The sequence below is a fragment of the Pseudomonas sp. PWP3-1b2 genome (assembly GCF_049896045.1).
Lineage (GTDB): Bacteria > Pseudomonadota > Gammaproteobacteria > Pseudomonadales > Pseudomonadaceae > Aquipseudomonas > Aquipseudomonas antarctica_B.
Window position 1 is genome coordinate 28,530 of the sequence record NZ_JAFCTN010000043.1, and the last position, 19,555, is coordinate 48,084.

Annotated in this window: 20 protein-coding genes; 14 read left to right on the forward strand and 6 right to left on the reverse strand. The window is 59.2% G+C overall.

Features of this window, described 5'->3' with window-relative positions; all coding sequences use genetic code 11:
• Positions 1–45: 45 nt before the first annotated feature.
• Together gluQRS and dksA are read right to left on the reverse strand one after the other, a co-directional pair.
• On the reverse strand, positions 46–933 hold the full coding sequence (gene gluQRS, locus ACP7A2_RS22440; protein WP_426135997.1) for a tRNA glutamyl-Q(34) synthetase GluQRS: 888 nt from the start codon (positions 931–933) through the stop codon (positions 46–48).
• Positions 934–1,017: 84 nt separating this feature from the next.
• Positions 1,018–1,458, reverse strand: coding sequence for an RNA polymerase-binding protein DksA (gene dksA, locus ACP7A2_RS22445; RefSeq protein ID WP_026083092.1), 441 nt, complete (start codon positions 1,456–1,458; stop codon positions 1,018–1,020).
• Positions 1,459–1,776: 318 nt separating this feature from the next.
• On the opposite strand from dksA, the gene ACP7A2_RS22450 reads away from it, so the two are divergent.
• Positions 1,777–2,949 (forward strand): pyridoxal phosphate-dependent aminotransferase, encoded by a 1,173-nt coding sequence (locus tag ACP7A2_RS22450; protein WP_426135998.1) that lies wholly within the window; start codon positions 1,777–1,779, stop codon positions 2,947–2,949.
• Entirely contained in the window at positions 2,949–3,662 is a 714-nt protein-coding gene (sfsA, locus tag ACP7A2_RS22455) for a DNA/RNA nuclease SfsA (protein ID WP_426135999.1), read from the forward strand. The genes ACP7A2_RS22450 and sfsA overlap by 1 nt, the downstream gene beginning before the upstream one ends.
• Here sfsA and ACP7A2_RS22460 read toward each other — a convergent pair.
• Positions 3,659–3,976 (reverse strand): Rieske (2Fe-2S) protein, encoded by a 318-nt coding sequence (locus ACP7A2_RS22460; protein WP_348057719.1) that lies wholly within the window; start codon positions 3,974–3,976, stop codon positions 3,659–3,661. The two genes, sfsA and ACP7A2_RS22460, sit on opposite strands and share 4 nt — an antisense overlap.
• A gap of 156 nt (positions 3,977–4,132) precedes the next feature.
• Here ACP7A2_RS22460 and ACP7A2_RS22465 point away from each other — a divergent pair, with 156 nt between their 5' ends.
• From ACP7A2_RS22465 to ACP7A2_RS22475, 3 genes are read left to right on the forward strand one after another with little or no spacing between them, the layout of a single operon-like run.
• Positions 4,133–5,011 carry a heme/hemin ABC transporter substrate-binding protein gene (locus ACP7A2_RS22465; RefSeq protein ID WP_426136000.1) on the forward strand — a complete coding sequence of 293 codons (879 nt, stop codon included), beginning with the start codon at positions 4,133–4,135 and terminating at the stop codon, positions 5,009–5,011.
• Complete coding sequence (locus ACP7A2_RS22470) at positions 5,008–6,045, forward strand: FecCD family ABC transporter permease (RefSeq protein WP_426136001.1); 1,038 nt, start codon at positions 5,008–5,010, stop codon at positions 6,043–6,045. The genes ACP7A2_RS22465 and ACP7A2_RS22470 overlap by 4 nt, the downstream gene beginning before the upstream one ends.
• Positions 6,046–6,053: 8 nt before the next feature.
• Complete coding sequence (locus tag ACP7A2_RS22475; protein ID WP_426136010.1) at positions 6,054–6,812, forward strand: heme ABC transporter ATP-binding protein; 759 nt, start codon at positions 6,054–6,056, stop codon at positions 6,810–6,812.
• 245 nt (positions 6,813–7,057) lie between these two features.
• On the opposite strand, the gene ACP7A2_RS22480 is transcribed toward ACP7A2_RS22475, so the two are convergent.
• The 3 genes from ACP7A2_RS22480 to ACP7A2_RS22490 form a co-directional block, all read right to left on the reverse strand.
• Complete coding sequence (locus ACP7A2_RS22480) at positions 7,058–7,330, reverse strand: TfoX/Sxy family protein (protein ID WP_010206563.1); 273 nt, start codon at positions 7,328–7,330, stop codon at positions 7,058–7,060.
• 201 nt (positions 7,331–7,531) lie between these two features.
• Positions 7,532–7,876 carry a pentapeptide repeat-containing protein gene (locus tag ACP7A2_RS22485; protein ID WP_426136002.1) on the reverse strand — a complete coding sequence of 115 codons (345 nt, stop codon included), beginning with the start codon at positions 7,874–7,876 and terminating at the stop codon, positions 7,532–7,534.
• A 93-nt stretch (positions 7,877–7,969) separates the two neighbouring features.
• Positions 7,970–9,526 carry an AAA family ATPase gene (locus ACP7A2_RS22490; protein WP_426136003.1) on the reverse strand — a complete coding sequence of 519 codons (1,557 nt, stop codon included), beginning with the start codon at positions 9,524–9,526 and terminating at the stop codon, positions 7,970–7,972.
• A gap of 118 nt (positions 9,527–9,644) precedes the next feature.
• Between ACP7A2_RS22490 and mrcB the strand changes: the two genes are divergently transcribed.
• The 9 genes from mrcB to msrQ all read left to right on the forward strand — a co-directional run bounded on the left by mrcB (position 9,645) and on the right by msrQ (position 19,464).
• Positions 9,645–11,969 (forward strand): penicillin-binding protein 1B, encoded by a 2,325-nt coding sequence (gene mrcB, locus ACP7A2_RS22495; RefSeq protein ID WP_426136004.1) that lies wholly within the window; start codon positions 9,645–9,647, stop codon positions 11,967–11,969.
• Positions 11,970–11,985: 16 nt separating this feature from the next.
• Positions 11,986–12,723, forward strand: a complete 738-nt coding sequence (locus tag ACP7A2_RS22500) for a tetratricopeptide repeat protein (RefSeq protein ID WP_426136005.1) — start codon at positions 11,986–11,988, stop codon at positions 12,721–12,723.
• Positions 12,723–13,052, forward strand: a complete 330-nt coding sequence (locus ACP7A2_RS22505; protein WP_348057701.1) for a YqcC family protein — start codon at positions 12,723–12,725, stop codon at positions 13,050–13,052. Before ACP7A2_RS22500 ends, ACP7A2_RS22505 begins: the two co-directional genes overlap by 1 nt.
• 431 nt (positions 13,053–13,483) lie before the next feature.
• Positions 13,484–15,208 (forward strand): acetolactate synthase 3 large subunit, encoded by a 1,725-nt coding sequence (locus tag ACP7A2_RS22510; protein WP_426136006.1) that lies wholly within the window; start codon positions 13,484–13,486, stop codon positions 15,206–15,208.
• A gap of 2 nt (positions 15,209–15,210) precedes the next feature.
• The gene (gene ilvN / locus ACP7A2_RS22515) at positions 15,211–15,702 is read left to right on the forward strand and encodes an acetolactate synthase small subunit (RefSeq protein WP_003176102.1); all 492 of its coding nucleotides are present in this window, start codon (positions 15,211–15,213) and stop codon (positions 15,700–15,702) included.
• A gap of 46 nt (positions 15,703–15,748) precedes the next feature.
• A complete protein-coding gene (gene ilvC, locus ACP7A2_RS22520) occupies positions 15,749–16,765 on the forward strand; it encodes a ketol-acid reductoisomerase (protein WP_078739114.1) in 1,017 nt (338 codons plus the stop codon).
• Between the two features lie 144 nt (positions 16,766–16,909).
• Positions 16,910–17,767 (forward strand): CDP-diacylglycerol--serine O-phosphatidyltransferase, encoded by an 858-nt coding sequence (gene pssA / locus ACP7A2_RS22525; RefSeq protein WP_426136007.1) that lies wholly within the window; start codon positions 16,910–16,912, stop codon positions 17,765–17,767.
• Between the two features lie 63 nt (positions 17,768–17,830).
• Positions 17,831–18,844, forward strand: a complete 1,014-nt coding sequence (msrP, locus tag ACP7A2_RS22530) for a protein-methionine-sulfoxide reductase catalytic subunit MsrP (protein ID WP_426136008.1) — start codon at positions 17,831–17,833, stop codon at positions 18,842–18,844.
• Positions 18,844–19,464: a protein-methionine-sulfoxide reductase heme-binding subunit MsrQ gene (gene msrQ / locus ACP7A2_RS22535; protein ID WP_426136009.1), complete on the forward strand. Its 621-nt coding sequence runs from the start codon at positions 18,844–18,846 to the stop codon at positions 19,462–19,464. The genes msrP and msrQ overlap by 1 nt, the downstream gene beginning before the upstream one ends.
• The last annotated feature ends 91 nt before the right edge of the window (positions 19,465–19,555 follow it).

The following is a 19,555-nucleotide window of genomic DNA, read 5'->3' on the forward strand; positions in this document are numbered from 1 at the left end:
AAACTGCGGCGATGGTAACGGATGGCTGGGAAGCTGCAAGCGCCTTCAGCTCAATTGCGCTTCGGCCAGCGTGAGTGTGCGCGGGATCTGCGTGGCATCCCAGTGCGCGATGCCCCAATCGAGCAGTTCGCGTGGGCTGGCGTGGAGCAATTCGTTGCCGGGTTGCTGGCCCAGGGCGCGCAAGGCTCTCAGCAGCAAGGGCGTGGCCTGTTCAGCCGTTAATGGCGGGGAACGGTAGGACTTGCCCAGCTTGTTGCCGTCCGGCTGGGTGATCAGCGGCACGTGCAAGTAGCGCGGTTGGCGCAGGCCGAGCAACTCCTGCAGGTACAACTGACGTGGCGTGGAGTCCAGCAGGTCGGCGCCGCGCACGATATCGGTAACGCCTTGCCAGGCATCGTCGAGCACCACGGCCAGTTGATAGGCATAGAGGCCGTCGCGGCGACGGATGACAAAATCGCCGACATCGCGGCCCAGGTGTTGTCGGAATTCGCCTTGCACGCGGTCGGTAAAGTGGTACTCAAGCTCCGGGACGCGCAAACGAATGGCAGCATCCTGCCTGTCGTGACCGGCGTTGCGGCACAGGCCGGGGTAAACCCCGTTGTACGGCTCCAGTTGTTTGCGCGAACAGGTGCAGGCGTAGGCCAGGCCGTGGTTGAACAGGTCGTTCAGCACTTTCGCGTAGGCCTCATGCCGCTCGCTTTGCAGGACCCGTTCGCCATCCCACTCGAAGCCGTAGCTTTCCAGTGCGTGCAGAATCGCTGCCTGGGCGCCGGGTTCTTCGCGGGGTGGGTCGAGGTCTTCCATGCGCATCAGCCAGCGGCCATTGTTGGCGCGGGCGTCGAGGTAGGAGGCGAGGGCGGCGACCAGTGAGCCGAAGTGCAAGTGGCCGCTGGGCGTGGGGGCGAAACGCCCGATATAGGTAGAGGCTGTCATGGGCCGGATACTACTGGAAAATCGCTGAACGCCAGAAACAAAAATGGGGCGTTTGCACGCCCCATTCGTTCAGCTCGGCATGTATTACTTGCCGACCTGTTTTTCCTTGATTTCAGCCAGGGTCTTGCAGTCTACGCACAGGTCCGCGGTTGGGCGGGCTTCCAGGCGGCGAATACCGATTTCGACGCCGCAGGATTCGCACCAGCCATATTCTTCGTCTTCGATCAGTTGCAGCGTTTTGTCGATTTTCTTGATCAGCTTGCGTTCACGATCGCGAGCGCGCAGTTCGAGGGCGAATTCCTCTTCCTGGCTGGCACGGTCTGCCGGGTCCGGGAAGTTGGCGGCTTCGTCCTTCATGTGGTCAACCGTACGGTCGACCTCCTGCATCAAGTCCTGCTTCCATTTCTGCAGAATCTTGGTGAAGTGCTGGCGCATGGGCTTGCCCATGTACTCCTCACCCTTCGCTTCGACGTAAGGTGTGAAGCCACTGAGGCTCTGCTGCTGTTGCTTTGCTTGGGTGGACATGAATAGACCGCCTCTCACTCTTCTAATCCATTGCGCAGGATTGCAACGTCACCGACACCTGCCGGCCCTGCGGCTGCAAGCGGGCGAACTTACCAGATAGATTCAGGGTGCGCCACTCCCGGTTGTCGAGGGCCATCATGGGGGGTGGCAAACAACAACAGCCCGCCATGGCTGGACCTGTAACGTCTCGAATAAAGATTTTAGTCGTTTTGCGCGCGCTTGCCCTGGCCGCCTGAGTGGCCGGGCAGGCAATAGAACATGTTTTACCGCGCGGGTTCGGTAGAATCCGGATTTTGTCCTCACGCTTAAGGAAGGCTAATGGCTCAGCCCTACAGTGCGCGCAGTCGCGCCATCGAACCTTTTCATGTCATGGCATTGCTGGCGCGCGCCAATGAGCTGCAAGCGGCCGGCCACGACGTGATCCACCTGGAAATCGGCGAGCCGGATTTCACCACGGCCGAGCCGATCATTCAGGCCGGGCAAGCGGCGTTGGCCAATGGCAAGACCCGCTACACCGCCGCCCGTGGTTTGCCCGAGTTGCGTGAAGCGATCAGCGGGTTTTATCAGCAGCGCTACGGCCTGAACGTGGACCCCGAGCGCATCCTGATCACTCCCGGTGGCTCTGGCGCGTTGTTGTTGGCGAGCAGTTTATTGGTCGATCCAGGCAAGCACTGGCTGTTGGCTGACCCGGGTTACCCGTGCAATCGCCACTTCCTGCGGCTGGTGGAAGGCGCGGCGCAGCTGGTGCCGGTCGGGCCGGATGTGCGCTACCAATTGACCGCCGAACTGGTGGCCAGGCACTGGAACGAGGACAGCGTCGGGGCGCTGGTCGCGTCTCCGGCCAACCCTACCGGCACTATTCTTACGCGTGATGAATTGGCCGGGTTGTCGAGTGCGATCAAAGCGCGAAACGGGCATCTGGTGGTGGATGAGATCTATCACGGCCTCACGTATGGCACCGACGCGGCCAGCGTTCTGGAAGTCGACGACGACGCCTTCGTGTTAAATAGTTTTTCCAAGTATTTCGGCATGACGGGCTGGCGCCTTGGTTGGCTGGTCGCGCCGCCCGAGGCGGTGGGCGAACTGGAGAAACTGGCGCAAAACCTCTATATCAGCGCGCCGAGCATGGCCCAGTACGCTGCATTGGCCTGTTTCACCCCGCAAACCCTGAGCATTCTGGAAGAGCGCCGCGCCGAATTCGGACGGCGTCGTGACTTTTTGCTGCCAGCCCTTCGTGAGTTGGGATTCGGCATTGCCGTAGAGCCCGAAGGTGCGTTTTATTTGTATGCCGATATCAGCGCGTTCGGCGGCGATGCCTTCGCGTTCTGCCGTCATTTCCTTGAAACAGAACATGTGGCCTTTACGCCTGGGCTGGATTTCGGCCGTTATCAGGCGGGGCATCATGTGCGGTTCGCCTACACGCAAAACCTCGATCGACTACAGGAAGCGGTGGAACGCATCGCCCGTGGCTTGCGGAGTTGGCAAGCCTGATGCGCTTTCATCCTCCCCTCGAAAAAGGTCGGCTGATTCGCCGCTACAAGCGTTTTCTCACCGATATCGAAACCGTGTCCGGCGAGTTGCTGACGATTCACTGCCCGAACACCGGTTCGATGCTCAATTGCATGGTGGAAGGTGGCCAGGTCTGGTTCAGCCGTTCCAATGACCCCAAACGCAAGCTGCCGGGTACCTGGGAAATTACTGAAACGCCGCAAGGCCGACTGGCGTGCGTCAACACCGCGCGTGCCAATCAATTGATCGAGGAAGCGTTGCGCGCCGGGGTCATTACCGAACTCAACGGTTTCACCGCGTTGAAGCGCGAAGTGCCCTATGGCCAGGAAAAAAGCCGTATCGACTTTCGCCTGGATTACCCCCACGGCGCTGCGTATGTCGAGGTCAAGAGCGTCACCCTGGGCTTCGATGGCACTGCGGTGGCGGCCTTTCCGGATGCGGTGACACAGCGCGGGGCCAAGCATTTGCGCGAGCTGGCGCACCTGGCGCGCGAAGGTGTGCGAGCGGTGCAGTTGTATTGCGTCAACCTCTCGGGCATCGACGCGGTGCGCCCGGCGGTGGAAATCGACGCGGGTTATGCTGCTGCGTTGCGTGAAGCCAAGGCGGCCGGTGTGGAGGTGTTGGCCTACGGTGTGCGCGTCACGCCAGAGGAAATAGTCGTCGATCGTCGGCTCGACGTGTTGATGGGCGACTAGAGTTCAACCCACAGGCCCTGTTCGTCTTCGCGGCCGGGCAGGGCGGTGAGGTGTTTGCCCGCGCAGGGGCCGGCGATGCATTCGCCGCTTTCGATCAGGAACAACGCGCCATGTGTGGCGCACTGGATCAGGCTGGCGCTGGCGTCGAGGAATTGGTCGGGCTGCCAGTCCAGCGGGATGCCGCGATGGGGGCAACGGTTGATATAGAAGTAGGCCACGCCGTCCCGGCGCACTGCCAACAGCTTGCAACCATCGATTTCAAAGCCGCGGCTGCTGTTTGGCGCGAGGGTATCGGAGGGGCAGAGAAACTTCATTTCAATCCTTAAGTGCCTTGACGTGCAAATGCAAACAATTATCAAATGCCGGCTTCGCCCGTTAGCTGACCGGGCGCTCTGTACGATGCCAGACAGGGGGTTTCTGTCACATTGATGAGTGCTTGAGCGGCCCCGCCCCTGGAAGGAAACCCTGTTATGCGCCTGAGTACCAGCGCTATCGCGCTTGTTGCCTCACTGCTGGTTAACCACGCGGCACAAGCCTCTGAACTGCCGCAACGCCTGGTCAGTGCCGGTGGGGCGCTGTCGGAATGGGTCGCGGCGCTGGGCGGGGAGTCTAAATTGGTGGGGGTCGATACCACCAGCCAGCACCCGGAGTCGCTCAAGGCGTTGCCAAGTATCGGTTACCAGCGCCAGTTATCGGCTGAAGGCATCCTCAGCCTGCGCCCGCAGGTACTGCTTGGAACAGAGGAAATGGGCCCGCCGCCGGTGCTGGCGCAGATTCGTGGCGCGGGGGTGCAGGTAGAACTGTTTTCGGCCGAGGCCGATTTGCCAACCTTGAAGGGCAACCTTCAACACCTGGGCAAGTTGCTCGGCAGCGAAGGCAAAGCCAACCAATTGTTTACCGGCTATGAACAGGCACTTGAGCAGCAGAAGAGCTGGCTCACCAAGGCCCAAGCCACGCAAAAAGCGCCGGGCGTGTTGTTGGTTCTGGGGCACGCGGGGGGCAAACCGTTGATCGCTGGTAAAGACACCGCTGCCGATTGGATGTTGCAACAGGCGGGCGGGCATAACCTGGCGACTCACACGGGCTACAAGCCGTTTTCGGTGGAGTCGCTGGCAGGCTTGAGCCCTGATGTTTTGGTATTTGCCGACCGCGCGCTCACGGGTGACGCCGCACGGGCGGCCCTGTTCAAGGAAAACCCGATTTTGGCGTCTACGCCGGCCGCCAGGAATGGCCGCGTGTTCGAACTCGACCCGACGTTGTTGGTCGGCGGGCTGGGTCCGCGTCTGCCACAGAGCCTGGTGAAACTCTCCGCCGGGTTTTATCCGTCCCAGGTTAAACCCGCCCCATGACCACGTTGGTTAAACCGAAAACGCTGTTTATAGGGCTGTCGCTGTTGTGCGCATTGGCGATCTGGCTGTCATTGGCGCTGGGGCCGGTCAGCCTGCCATTGCTGGATACGCTCAAGGCCGCCTTGCGCTTGGTGGGTGTGCCGATTGAGGCTCAAGGGTTGGAGCAGGCCGAGTTGATTCTGGGGCAGATTCGCTTGCCGCGTACCTTGCTCGGCTTGGCGGTTGGCGGCGTGCTGGCATTGTCGGGTGTGGCGATGCAGGGTTTGTTTCGCAACCCGCTGGCCGATCCTGGGTTAGTCGGTGTGTCCAGTGGCGCGGCGCTGGGAGCGGCTATTGCCATCGTGGGTGGTTCGTTTTTTGGCGGTTTGCCGGATGCATTGGGGCCGTATCTCTTGTCGCTGTGTGCATTTCTCGGTGGGTTGGGTGTGACGGCGCTGGTTTATCGCCTCGGGCGGCGCAACGGCCAGACCAACGTCGCGACAATGCTGCTTGCCGGCATCGCCCTCACGGCCCTCGCCGGCTCAGCGGTGGGGCTCTTCACTTACTTGGCGGATGACGCCACGTTACGCACCCTGACCTTCTGGAACCTCGGCAGCCTGAATGGCGCCAGCTATTCGCGGTTGTGGCCGTTGCTGTGGGTGAGCGCAGCCGTGGCGCTTTGGTTGCCGCGCCGGGCCAAAGCGTTGAATGCATTGTTACTGGGCGAGTCGGAAGCCAGTCACTTGGGCATTGATGTTGAAGGACTCAAGCGCGAGTTGGTGTTTTGCACCGCCTTGGGTGTGGGCGCGGCGGTGGCGGCGGCGGGCATGATCGGGTTTGTCGGGCTGGTGGTGCCGCATTTGGTGAGGTTGCTGGCGGGGCCGGATCATCGCGTGCTGTTGCCGGCCTCGGTGCTGGCGGGCGCGAGTTTGCTGCTGTTCGCAGACTTGGTGGCGCGCCTGGCCCTGGCCCCGGCTGAACTGCCAATCGGCATCGTGACCGCATTTATTGGCGCGCCGTTTTTTCTCTATCTGTTATTGCGGGGGCGTGCCTGATGCTGCGTGTGGAAGGGCTGCAGATCCGGCGTGGTCGAAAAATTGTATTGGCAGATGTCACCCTCGACCTGATGCCGGGGGAAGTGCTGGGCGTGCTGGGGCCCAATGGTGCGGGCAAAAGTACCTTGCTCGGGGCGTTGTGCGGGGAGTTGCAACCGGATCAGGGCACTGTGTGGCTGGATCAGCAGGCGTTGCAGAACTGGACCGGCACGCAACGTGCTCAGCGGCTGGCGGTGCTGCCTCAGACGTCGACACTGGATTTTGCTTTTCGCGTAGAGGAAGTAGTCGGCATGGGCCGCTTGCCTCATCAAACAGGCCGGGTGCGAGATGATGAGATCATCAAAGCCGCCCTGCAGGCTGCGGATGTCGGGCATTTAAGTGGTCGCAGCTACCTCGCGCTGTCCGGCGGCGAGCGCCAGCGTGTGCACTTGGCGCGGGTGCTGGCGCAGTTATGGCCGGGTGAAGCGGGGCAGACATTGCTGCTGGATGAGCCCACATCGATGCTCGACCCCTTGCACCAACACACAACCTTACACGCCATCCGCACCTTTGCCGATCGAGGCGCGGCGGTCTTGGTGATTCTTCATGACTTGAACCTTGCAGCGCGCTACTGCGATCGCATTCTGTTGCTGGAAGACGGGCGTCCCTATGCATTGGACACGCCGTCAAAGGTGTTTCAGCCTGAGCCGCTCAAGGCCGTGTTTGGTCTGGATGTGTTGGTACAGCCGCATCCGGAGCGTGGGCATCCGTTGATCATCGCGCGCTGAAATCCACTTTTCCACAGGCAAAAAAAGACCCGGCAAGAGCCGGGTCAAATAACCGTGATTAGCCTGATGAGGAGATAATCTGAGAGTCCGAACCAATGGTCTTTCAGTTATCGGCTGATCTCGCGACCAGTTGCGATAATCATAACGATTCTCATTTGAGAGTCAACATTTGTTTTTGCGTGATCTGCTGGTTTTTCTCAAACACGTCTGCGCGATGCCTGTAAATAAAGGGTTTCAGCGCCGGTCTAATTCTTCTGGCGCGCTGAAAGTGCGTCCAGCTGACGGTTCAACGCCTCTTTGCGCTCCGCCGGAATATCGTTCCAGTGCACGTCCATCAATGCGCCTTCGATTGCATACAGCAGCACTTTCGACGCCCGGAACCCACGAGTGCGCACGGCTCGATAAGCGTCAACGGCTCCAAGGCGGCGCAAGTCGGACGCGCTGTGAATGCCCACCGCGTGCAGCCACTGCGCCGAGGTCTTGCCAAGGTTTTTCAGGTGTTGCAGCTCATCGTTCATCAAGCCTCCTTGCGACGGCCGAATGGGGCGGTGGGTATCGTGACCAGGCAAGCCTGAACAGGAGTGTAGCGCTCAGCAGCAAAAGCGTAGTTCTTTGGTCCGGATCGGCTGAAAAGCTATAAGAATGCGGGGGGATTTATCGACAGGCAGGCGAGCGGCATCCGGCCCGCATGATGCGGGGCCGGGGCCTGATGAGTGGCATTACTTGGTGCGGTAACGCAGGCGAGTGCCGAAATTGACCGACATCAGGATTTCGTCGGCAGTCAGCTCAGGGGGGAAGTAAGTGCCGGATATCTGCGCATGGGCCAGGCTGGCGCCCTCCAGTGAGCAGCCGCGCAAATCCAGGCCGCGCAGGTCGGCGGAGCGGAAGTAGGCGTCGGTGAAGTCAATGCCGGTGGCGTCCAGGTCGCGCAGGTCCAGCCCTCGGAAGTCGCCGCCGCGCATGTCGATGGCACCGTCTTTAGGACGTTCCTCGTTGAAGCCGCGAATATCGTCTTTATGCAGGAGCACGTAGAGCGGGGAATCCAGAAGCTTGGGCTGACTCATGATGGCGACTCCTGTTGGAATTATGGCGCCATTATAGTGCCACTATTGCTCGGTCGTGCACCGTCGATCGGTGACACGACCAAGAAATATTTCTTACAGGCCGGGCAGGCGCTGGCGAATGTGCGCCACCAAGGCATCCAGCGTGCCGCTTTCGTTGGTTTCCACACGCTTGCTCAGCAGCAGTTCCTCGGCAGACAGCGGGTCGCGATTGGCCTGCTGCGCTTCAATAACGGTCAGTGTGGCGTCGGACGGATCGTTTTTATCGGCCTGACGTTGCGCCAGCCAGCTGGCGATAACGGCTTGCGGTGCGTTGCAATCCAGAATCAGGAATGGCGCGCCGGTGGCTTCGGCAATGCTGGCGGCGGCGTCGCGTTGTTCGCGTTTAAGGAACGTGGCATCAAGTACCACCGGGTAGCCGGCGCGCAACACGGTGTTGGCGATTTCGTTCAAGCGCGCATAGGTAGCGGCGCTCGCATCGGCAGCGTAGATGCCGGCCTGTGGTGTGTTCTCGACCTGTTGTTCGCCAAACAGACGTTTGCGCTCTACATCCGAACGCAGGCGCACGGCGCCCAGCGCTTCCACCAGACGCATCGCAACGTGGCTTTTGCCGACAGCCGAAACGCCGTGGGTAATCGCCAGGAAGCGCGAAGGAATGGTGCTGTAGCTTTCCGCGAGGTTGGCGTAGTTGCGGTACTGGCGCAGGGTGGTGGCGCGTTGCACCGGGTCGGCTTCGCTCGGCATGCTGAACAGCGCCACTTTGGCACGCACCAGCGCACGGTAGGCTTTATAGAAGTTGAGCACTTCCAGGCCTTGGTAGTCGCCAGTCAGTTCCAGGTATTGGCTGATAAAGCGCCGTGCAAGGGGCTTGAGGCCACGGTCTTCCAAGTCCATCGCCAAAAAGCCGGTGTCGGCGTACACGTCGGTGAAGCGGAACGGCTCGTTGAACTCGATGCAGTCGAAGATCACAACCTTGCCATCGATCAGGGTCGCGTTGCCCAGGTGAATATCACCGTGGCATTCGCGGGTGAAACCGTCGAGCTTGCGCTGTTGGAACAGCGGCTTGAGGCGTTCGAAGCTGCTTTCAGCCCAGGCTTGCAGGGCGTCGAGTTGTGTCAGGTCGGCCTTGTCGCTGAGGAACGGGCGGATCTGTTCGAAGTTCTGGCTTACCGGTGCCATCACCTCGTCCGGGGTGCCGGCGGGGTGTTCCTGTGGGACCTTGGGTGCGGTGAGGTGGAAATGCGCGATCTGCCTGGCCATCTCATCGATGTGCGCGCTGGTCAGTTCGCCATTGGCTTGAAGCGTGCTGAGCATCTGGCTTTGCGGGAACTGGCGCATTTTCAGCGCGTACTCGATCACCGGGCCGTCGCCACCCAACTGCGGCGCTTCGGCGGTGCCAGTAATCGGCAACACTTCAAGATACAGATCTTCGGTCAGGCGTTGATTGAGGCGCAGCTCCTCATTGCAGAAATGACCGCGATCTTCCAGGACCGTGAAGTTGAGAAAACCAAAGTTCATGGGTTTCTTCAATTTGTATGCATAGGGACCGGTCAAAATCACCCAGGAAATATGGGTTTCAATGACTTGAAACGCTTCAACCGGGTGAGGGTATAAAGCCGGGTTTTGCAGGGCAGCGATCAGGGACTGGCTCACGGGCGATCCTTCAAAGACTGGGAGAAATCATGGCGGGCATTATGGCCGCTACGAGCGGTCGTGCAAACCGCTGTCCGGCTCATGTTGATCATCAATAAAGTGCGTATAATCCGCCGCCATGACTCGAACCCGATCTCCCCGTTCCCGTAAAAAACCTCCTTCCCGCGGCCTGCGCCCGTGGCTGGGCTGGGCGCTCAAGCTAAGCCTGGTGGGCCTTGTGGTGCTCGCTGGCTTCGCGGTGTACCTCGACGCCGTGGTCCAGGAGAAGTTCTCCGGCAAGCGCTGGACCATTCCGGCCAAGGTGTATGCACGCCCGCTGGAACTGTTTAACGGCCAGAAGCTGAGCAAGGATGACTTCCTCACCGAGCTCGACGCCCTGGGCTATCGCCGCGAACCCGTGAGCAATGGCCCGGGTGCGGCAGCGGTCAATGGCAATACCGTCGACCTGAATACCCGTGGCTTCCAGTTCTATGAAGGGCTGGAAAAAGCCCAGCCAGTGCGTGTGCGCTTCTCCGGCGATTACGTGGCCGAGCTGTCGTCGCTCAATGGCACCAAGCTGCCGGTCGTACGCCTGGAACCGCTGCTGATCGGCGGTATTTACCCGAAAAACCTCGAAGACCGCATCCTGATCAAACTGGATCAGGTGCCACCGTATCTGCTCGAAACCCTGGTCGCCGTAGAAGACCGTGATTTCTACAGCCACTGGGGTGTCTCGCCAAAGTCGATTGCCCGCGCGATTTGGGTCAACACTTCCGGCGGCAAGATGACCCAGGGCGGCAGTACGCTGACGCAACAATTGGTTAAAAACTTCTACCTGACCAGCGAGCGCAGCCTGACCCGCAAGCTCACCGAAGCGATGATGGCGATGCTGCTGGAGCTGCATTACAGCAAGCAGGAAATTCTCGAGGCGTACCTCAACGAGGTGTTCGTCGGGCAGGATGGCCAGCGCGCGGTGCACGGTTTTGGCTTGGCGAGTCAGTTTTTCTTTGGTCAACCGTTGTCCGAGTTGAAGCTGCACCAGGTTGCTTTGCTGGTTGGCATGGTTAAGGGCCCGTCCTATTACAACCCGCGTCGCAACCCGGAGCGTGCGCTTGAGCGCCGCAACCTGGTGCTCGATGTGCTGGAGCAGCAGGGCGTCGCCACCGCCGAACAAGTTGCCGCCGCGAAGAAAATGCCACTGGGTGTAACAACACGCGGCAAGCTGGCCGACAGTTCCTTCCCGGGCTTTATCGACCTGGTCAAACGCCAGTTGCGTGAAGACTACCGTGACGAAGACTTGACCGAAGAAGGCCTGCGGATCTTCACCAGTTTCGACCCGATTCTGCAGATGAAAGCCGAAGCGTCTGTCAACGACACGTTCAAGCGTCTGACCGGCCGTAAGGGTGCTGACGACGTCGAAGCGGCCATGGTCGTGACCAACCCGGAAACCGGTGAGGTTCAGGCCATGATCGGCAGTCGCCAGGCCAGCTTCGCCGGTTTTAACCGCGCACTGGATGCCGTGCGGCCAATCGGCTCGCTGGTCAAGCCGGCGGTCTACCTGACGGCGTTGGAGAAACCGAGCAAATACACCCTCACCAGCTGGCTGTCGGATGATCCGCTGTCGGTCAAGTTGGCGGATGGCCAGGTGTGGACGCCGAAAAACTACGAGCGCCGCTCCAATGGCACGATATTCCTGTACCAGGGCCTGGCGCATTCCTACAACATCTCCACGTCGCGTCTTGGGCTTGAAGTCGGTGTGCCGAATGTACTGAAGACCCTCGCACGTTTGGGTATCACCCGTGAGTTCCCGGCGTTCCCATCGATGTTGCTGGGGGCGGGGGCCATGACCCCGATGGACGTGGCAACGATGTACCAGACCATCGCCAACGGCGGCTTCAATACGCCGATGCGCGGCATCCGAAGCGTGCTGAACGCTGAGGGCGAGCCGCTCAAGCGTTACCCATTCCAGATTCAGCAGCGCTTCGACGCAGGCTCCATCTACCTGATCCAGAACGCCATGCAGCGCGTGATGCGAGAGGGTACCGGGCGCTCGGTCTACAACGTGCTGCCGGCGAACCTGACGCTGGCGGGCAAAACCGGTACGAGTAACGATTCACGCGACAGCTGGTTCGCCGGTTTCGGCCAGGATGTACTGGCGGTGGTGTGGCTGGGGCGCGACGACAATGGCAAGACGCCGTTCACCGGTGCGACCGGCGCGTTACAGGTCTGGACAAGTTTCATGCGCAAAGCCGACCCGCTGCCGCTTAATATGCCGCAGCCGGATAACATCGTGCAGGCCTGGATTGACCCGCACACAGGGCAGGGCTCTGATGCCAACTGCCCGGGCGCGGTGCAGATGCCGTATATTCGCGGCAGCGAGCCACCCGCCGGCCCCGCATGCGGTGGCAGTGCCCCCGCCAGTGCGGAATCGGTGATGGATTGGGTCAAGGGCTGGATGAATTAAGCAAAGAGGGTTTCAAGTGAACAAGTGGTGGATTCCAGCTATTACAGCTCTGGCTTTGCTCAACGGTTGCGCCAGCGTGCAGCGCGGCTCGATTCCGGTAGTGGACTCGAGTACGTCTGTTTCGAATAACGATCGCATCTCGGCCAAGGGCGGTTTCCGCCAGACCGTGACCACGCGTCCCGCTCAAGCCAAGGCTCAGGCCATGCCGCAGGATTCGGGTGTGGTGGTGATGGTGCCGGGTGCTGGTGCGGCCACGTCGGCGCCGATCAGTGCCGAGCCGTGGACGCCAGGCCCAAGCACGTCTGGGCCGGTTGATTCGACGCCAATTCAAACGGCGCCGGTTAATCAGGGCAGCTACACCATGCCGTCGACGCCGAGCGGTATTCCCTCGTCGTCCTCCAACTCGGGCGGTCTGTCGGCTGACGAGCAGCTGGATGGCCCGGTACTGGCTTTGTTGACCACCGCCCAGCAACAGCAAGCCGGTGGCGACTTGAACGGTGCATCGTCAAGCCTTGAGCGCGCCCAGCGCGTGGCACCTCGTGAGCCGCAAGTGCTGTTTCGCCTGGCCCAAGTGCGCCTGGCCCAGGGTGATGCGCCGCAAGCTGAGCAGTTCGCCCGTCGCGGTCTGACCCTGGCTAACGGTCGCCCTGACCTGCAAGCCAATCTGTGGGGGTTGATTGGTGACGCCCGTGCCGCCCAGGGCGACGCTGCCGGTGCGGCTCAGGCTCGGCAAAAAGCCAAGGTCAGCCTCTGATGGATTCGCGTTTTCCAGCGATTGCCGAACAGTTATTGCTGATTGAGCGTGAATTGCGCGTGCAGGGCTGGTGGGACGAAGTGTCCCCCAGCGCTGAGGCGCTCAGCAGTGTCGAGCCATTTTCGGTCGACACGCTGGACTTTCATCAGTGGCTGCAATGGATCTTCCTGGTGCGCATGAAGCAGATCCTCGAGCAGGATCTGCCATTGCCAAACGCGTCGGGGATTATGGAGATGGCCGAGATGGTCTACGCCGATCGCCCGCAAGAGAGCCTTGGCTTGCGTAATGCGCTGAAAAAGTTCGACCAATTGATCGTCGACGCTCGTTAATTGCCTGACTGCCGGGTTTTTCGGCAGTCTTGCGCACATTTCTACCGCTTGACGACATTCAGGCGAGTTTTATCCCTCCTCAAAGCCCATTCTTCTACGTTCTCATGCGCTTAGTTGGAAAAAAGCGCAATTATTGCTTGACTTGAACGGCCTGAAACAGAAGAATCCAAAGTCCGCTGTATCGGGACTGCCAGAAGCAGGCCCGCTCAGCAGATCATGAGGCGCATATCCGCGCCGACCTGTAACACCCGCAACGCGTTACCTCGCGCTGGGTGGGAAAAGCCCGCAACACTTGGGACGATCCCAATACTTGCTCAGTCAGTGCTGACGTAGTCGGCGACCACCGTCGCTCATGCTCTGTTGAGAAGTAAACCTATTAAGACCCGTCGGTTTTTAACGGACGGTATTCTGGCGTTTTAGAGGTGAACAACGTGGAGCTTTTATCTGGCGGTGAGATGCTCGTCCGCTTTTTGCGTGACGAAGGCGTCGACTATATCTACGGGTACCCAGGTGGTGCTCTGCTGCATGTTTACGACGCACTGTTCAAGGAACCGGCTGTTACCCACATCCTGGTTCGCCACGAACAGGCCGCGACCCATATGGCTGACGGTTACGCCCGTGCCACCGGTAAAGCCGGCGTGGTCCTGGTGACGTCCGGCCCAGGCGCGACGAATGCCATCACCGGCATCGCGACTGCGTATATGGACTCCATTCCGATGGTGATCATTTCTGGCCAGGTCGCGAGCACCATGGTCGGTACTGATGCATTCCAGGAAACCGACATGATCGGTATCTCCCGGCCGATCGTGAAACACAGCTTCATGATCAAGCATGCCTCGGAAATTCCGGAAATCATGAAAAAGGCGTTCTACCTCGCGCAGTCCGGTCGTCCGGGTCCTGTCGTCGTAGATATCCCGAAAGACATGACCAATCCGGCTGAAAAATTCGAATACATCTTCCCGAAGAAAGCCAAGCTGCGCTCCTACAGCCCGGCCGTTCGTGGGCACTCTGGGCAAATTCGCAAGGCGGCAGAAATGCTCCTGGCTGCCAAGCGCCCTGTGCTCTACTCGGGTGGCGGCGTGATTCTGGGCGGCGGTTCCGCACCGCTGACCGAGCTGGCCAAACTGCTCAACCTGCCGGTTACCAACACCTTGATGGGCCTCGGCGCATTTCCGGGTTCCGACCGTCAGTTCGTCGGCATGCTGGGGATGCACGGCAGCTACACCGCCAACCTGACCATGCACCACGCCGACGTGATCCTGGCCGTCGGCGCGCGGTTTGATGACCGTGTGATCAACGGCCCGAGCAAATTCTGCCCGAATGCCAAGATCATCCACATCGACATCGACCCGGCGTCCATCTCCAAGACCATCAAGGCCGACGTGCCAATCGTGGGGCCTGTGGAAAGCGTGCTGACCGAAATGGTTGCTGCGCTCAAGGAGATCGGCGAAGCGCCGAACAAGGAATCCGTTGCCAGTTGGTGGAAGCAGATCGACGAATGGCGCGGTGACCGCGGCCTGTTCCCTTACGACAAGGGCGACGGCAGCATCATCAAGCCACAAACCGTGATCGAAACCCTGTGCGAAGTGACCAAGGGCGACGCCTTTGTGACCTCCGACGTGGGCCAGCACCAGATGTTCGCCGCGCAGTACTACAAGTTCGACAAGCCTAACCGCTGGATCAACTCCGGTGGCCTGGGCACGATGGGCTTTGGTTTCCCTGCGGCCATGGGCGTGAAACTGAGCTTCCCCGAATCCGACGTGGCGTGCGTCACCGGTGAGGGCAGCATCCAGATGAACATCCAGGAACTGTCGACGTGCCTGCAGTATGGCCTTCCGGTGAAGATCGTCTGCCTGAACAACGGCGTGCTGGGCATGGTTCGTCAGTGGCAGGACATGAGCTACAACAGCCGTCACTCCCATTCCTACATGGAGTCGCTGCCGGATTTCGTCAAACTGGTTGAAGCCTATGGCCACGTCGGCATTCGCATCACTGATTTGAAAGATCTGAAGCCGAAGATGGAAGAGGCGTTCGCCATGAAAGACCGCCTGGTGTTCCTGGATATTCAGGTGGATACCAGCGAGCACGTCTACCCGATGCAGATCAAAGACGGCTCAATGCGCGACATGTGGCTGAACAAGACGGAGCGTACCTAATCATGCGGCACATTATCTCCCTGCTTCTGGAGAACGAACCCGGCGCTCTGTCTCGTGTTGTCGGCCTGTTTTCGCAACGTAACTACAACATCGAAAGCCTGACCGTGGCCCCGACCGAAGACCCGACCTTGTCGCGCCTGACGTTGACCACCGTCGGCCACGATGAGGTGATCGAGCAGATCACCAAGAACCTCAACAAGCTGATCGAAGTGGTCAAGCTGGTCGACCTGTCGGAAAGCGCCCACATCGAGCGCGAGCTGATGCTGGTCAAAGTCAAGGCCACGGGTGCCCAACGTGCCGAGATCAAACGCACTACCGACATCTATCGCGGGCAGATCGTTGATGTGAGCGCCAGCGTTTATACCGTTCAACTGACCGGTACAAGCGACAAACTGGACAGCTTCATCCAGTCGATCGGGACGGCCTCGATTCTGGAAACTGTACGCAGTGGTGTCACCGGGATTGCCCGTGGCGACAAAGTACTCAGCATTTAACCCAATTAGTGAATGGCCTCACGGCCTGGATATATAGAGGAACCTCATGAAAGTTTATTACGAAAAAGATTGTGACCTGTCGATCATCCAGGGCAAAAAAGTCGCCATCATCGGCTACGGCTCCCAGGGTCACGCGCAAGCTTGCAACCTGAAAGACTCCGGCGTTGACGTGACTGTTGGCCTGCGTAAAGGCTCGGCCACTGTTGCCAAGGCTGAGGCCCATGGCCTGAAAGTGACTGACGTTGCTTCCGCTGTTGCTGCCGCCGACCTGGTGATGATCCTGACCCCGGACGAGTTCCAGTCCGCGCTGTACAAGAACGAAATCGAGCCGAACATCAAGAAAGGCGCCACCCTGGCCTTCTCCCACGGTTTCGCGATTCACTACAATCAGGTTGTTCCGCGTGCTGACCTCGACGTGATCATGATCGCGCCGAAAGCACCGGGCCACACCGTGCGTTCCGAGTTCGTCAAAGGCGGCGGTATCCCTGACCTGATCGCGATCTACCAGGACGCATCGGGCAACGCCAAAAACGTTGCGCTGTCCTACGCCGCAGGCGTTGGTGGTGGTCGTACCGGCATCATCGAAACCACCTTCAAGGACGAGACTGAAACCGACCTGTTCGGCGAACAAGCCGTTCTGTGCGGCGGTACTGTTGAGCTGGTTAAAGCTGGTTTCGAAACCCTGGTTGAAGCTGGCTACGCGCCGGAAATGGCCTACTTCGAATGCCTGCACGAACTGAAGCTGATCGTTGACCTCATGTACGAAGGCGGTATCGCCAACATGAACTACTCGATCTCCAACAACGCCGAATACGGTGAGTACGTGACTGGCCCGGAAGTGATCAACGCCGAGTCCCGTCAGGCCATGCGCAACGCCCTGAAACGTATTCAGGACGGCGAATACGCCAAAATGTTCATCACCGAAGGTGCTACCGGCTACCCTTCGATGACCGCCAAGCGTCGTAACAACGCCGCTCACGGTATCGAAATCATCGGCGAGCAACTGCGCTCCATGATGCCGTGGATCGGTGCCAACAAGATCGTCGACAAAGCCAAAAACTAAGTCGTACGCATCAAGAGAAAACGCGGCTTAGGCCGCGTTTTTTCGTTTGGGGGCGGGTTCTGGTATAAAGCTGCATCGTTTGCGGGCGAACGCTCCCCGCAAGTATTTGTCGAATTCTTTTCACATCGTTGCAAGGTAAAGTCCATGACCGAACGTCCCGAAGAGCCAAACCAGGCCTCTGACGCCGAAAGCTTGCTGCCGATCGATGAGCATGTCGAAGAAGGGCATGACGCGGAAGGTCGCAAGGTCCGGCATCGTGGCATCTATCTGCTGCCCAACCTGTTCACCACGGCAAACCTGTTTGCCGGGTTCTACTCCATCATTAACTCCATGAGCGCTCAAAGCGCCCTGGCGGCGGGTGACGCGGCGAGTGCCAGCAAGTACTTTGGTTTTGCTGCCATCGCCATTTTCGTGGCCATGGTGCTTGATGGTCTCGATGGTCGTGTCGCGCGGATGACCAATACCCAAAGCGCCTTCGGTGCCGAGTACGACTCCTTGTCGGACATGGTTGCCTTTGGTGTTGCGCCGGCGCTGCTGGCGTTCGCCTGGGCACTCGGTGACATGGGCAAGGTCGGCTGGATGGTTGCCTTTATCTATGTCGCGGGCGCCGCATTGCGTTTGGCTCGCTTCAACACCCAAGTGGGTACCGCCGACAAGCGTTACTTCATCGGTTTGGCCAGCCCGGCGGCTGCGGGTGTGGTGGCGGGTATCGTGTGGGCATTCAGTGACTACGGCATCCAGGGTTCCAAGATGTCGTTCCTGGTGGCCTTGATGGTTGCGGCGGCCGGCATGTTGATGGTCAGTAACATCAAGTACAACAGCTTCAAGGAATTCGACCTCAAGGGACGCGTGCCTTTTGTGGCGATCCTCGTAGTCGTGCTGGTGTTCGCAGTCGTGTTCAGCGATCCGCCGCGTATTCTGCTGCTGGCGTTCCTGGTCTATGCTGCTTCAGGACCAGTTCAGTATTTGCTGCATATGCGTCGGGACAAAACATTGTCTTAATGTAATTTCCCCCATACTCCGCAGTCTATTGGTGCATCAGTCCTCCAATGCTGCGGAGTTGCCATGTTAATCAAATTGCCAAAAGCATCCGATTGCCACGAATCGGATGTCACGCCCGAATCCTTTTACCTCTCTCGTCGCAGCTTGCTCGGCGGTGCGCTTGCTGGTGTGGCCGCCAGTAGCTTGCCGCGCTGGGCCAGTGCCGAGGAGGCCGCCCGCTACGCCGATGTCGATCCGGGTAACGCGCCTAAATGGTTTACCGAGAAACTGCCAGGGACTAAATGGCAGGCGGTCACGGTGAAGGACGAGGCGATCACCCCGTTCAAGGATGCAACCCACTACAACAACTTCTATGAGTTCGGCACAGGCAAGGGCGACCCGGCGACGAATGCCGGTTCTCTCAAGACTGAACCGTGGAGTGTTGTAATTGACGGCGAAGTTGCAAAGCCTGGGCGTTATGCCCTGGAAGACTTCATGAAGCCTTATCAGTTGGAAGAGCGTATCTACCGTTTGCGCTGCGTTGAAGCGTGGTCGATGGTCATTCCTTGGATAGGTTTCCCGATTTCCGCCTTGCTCAAGCAAGTTGAGCCAACGTCCAAGGCCAAGTACATCCGCTTCGAAACCTTGCAAGATCCTAAAAGCATGCCGGGTCAGCGCTCAAGCTTCGGTTTGATCGACTGGCCTTATGTAGAAGGCTTGCGTCTGGATGAGGCGATGAACCCGTTGGCGATTCTGGCGGTGGGCATGTATGGGCGAGAGCTGGCTAACCAGAATGGCGCGCCGCTGCGTTTGGTAGTGCCCTGGAAGTATGGCTTCAAGAGTGTGAAGTCCATTGTGCGGATCAGTCTTGTCAGCGAGCAGCCAAAAACGACTTGGCAAAGCATTGCTGCGGATGAGTATGGGTTTTATGCGAATGTGAACCCTAAAGTTGATCACCCCCGATGGACTCAGGCGCGCGAGCGTCGGCTGCCGAGTGGTCTGTTCAGCCCCAATGTGCGAGAGACGCAGATGTTTAATGGGTACTCCGATGAGGTTGCTTCTCTCTATACCGATCTCGATCTGCGGAAAAACTACTGATGCGCTATCCGATCTGGCGCATTGGCGTCTTTATAGCAGCGGCGGTGTGGCCGTTCTTCTGGCTATATGAAGCGTGGAGTTCTGCGCTGGGGCCAGATCCGGGAAAGGTGCTGGTTGATCGGCTGGGGTTGGGTACATTGATCCTGTTGCTGATCACACTGGCGATGACTCCGCTGCAAAAGCTGAGTGGTTGGGCGGGGTGGATAGCCGTGCGCCGGCAGTTGGGGTTGTGGTGCTTTGCTTATGTCGTACTGCACTTGGCAGCTTACTGCGTGTTTGTCCTGGGGCTGGATTGGTCGCAGTTGGGCGTAGAGTTGCGCAAGCGGCCTTACATTATTGTGGGGGCGCTGGGTTTCCTCTCTTTATTAGTGCTCGCGGTAACGTCCAATCGCTACAGCCAACGTCGTCTTGGGAGTCGCTGGAAGAAATTGCACCGTCTTGTCTATGTGATTCTCGGGCTTGGTTTATTGCACATGTTGTGGATTGTGCGAGCGGATCTTAAGGAGTGGGCTGTCTATGCCTCTATAGGTGCGCTGCTTCTAGTGCTGCGGATACCCCCGGTCATGCGCCGAATCCCGCGTCTTATTGCGAAAAAACCGGTTTCTGCAACAAAAGCGTAATTAAGGGTTGACGACAGATTCTGGAAGTCTATAATTCGCCCCACTTCCGGCGCAGTCGAAACGGAAAACTCCTTGGTAAACAAAGAGTTAT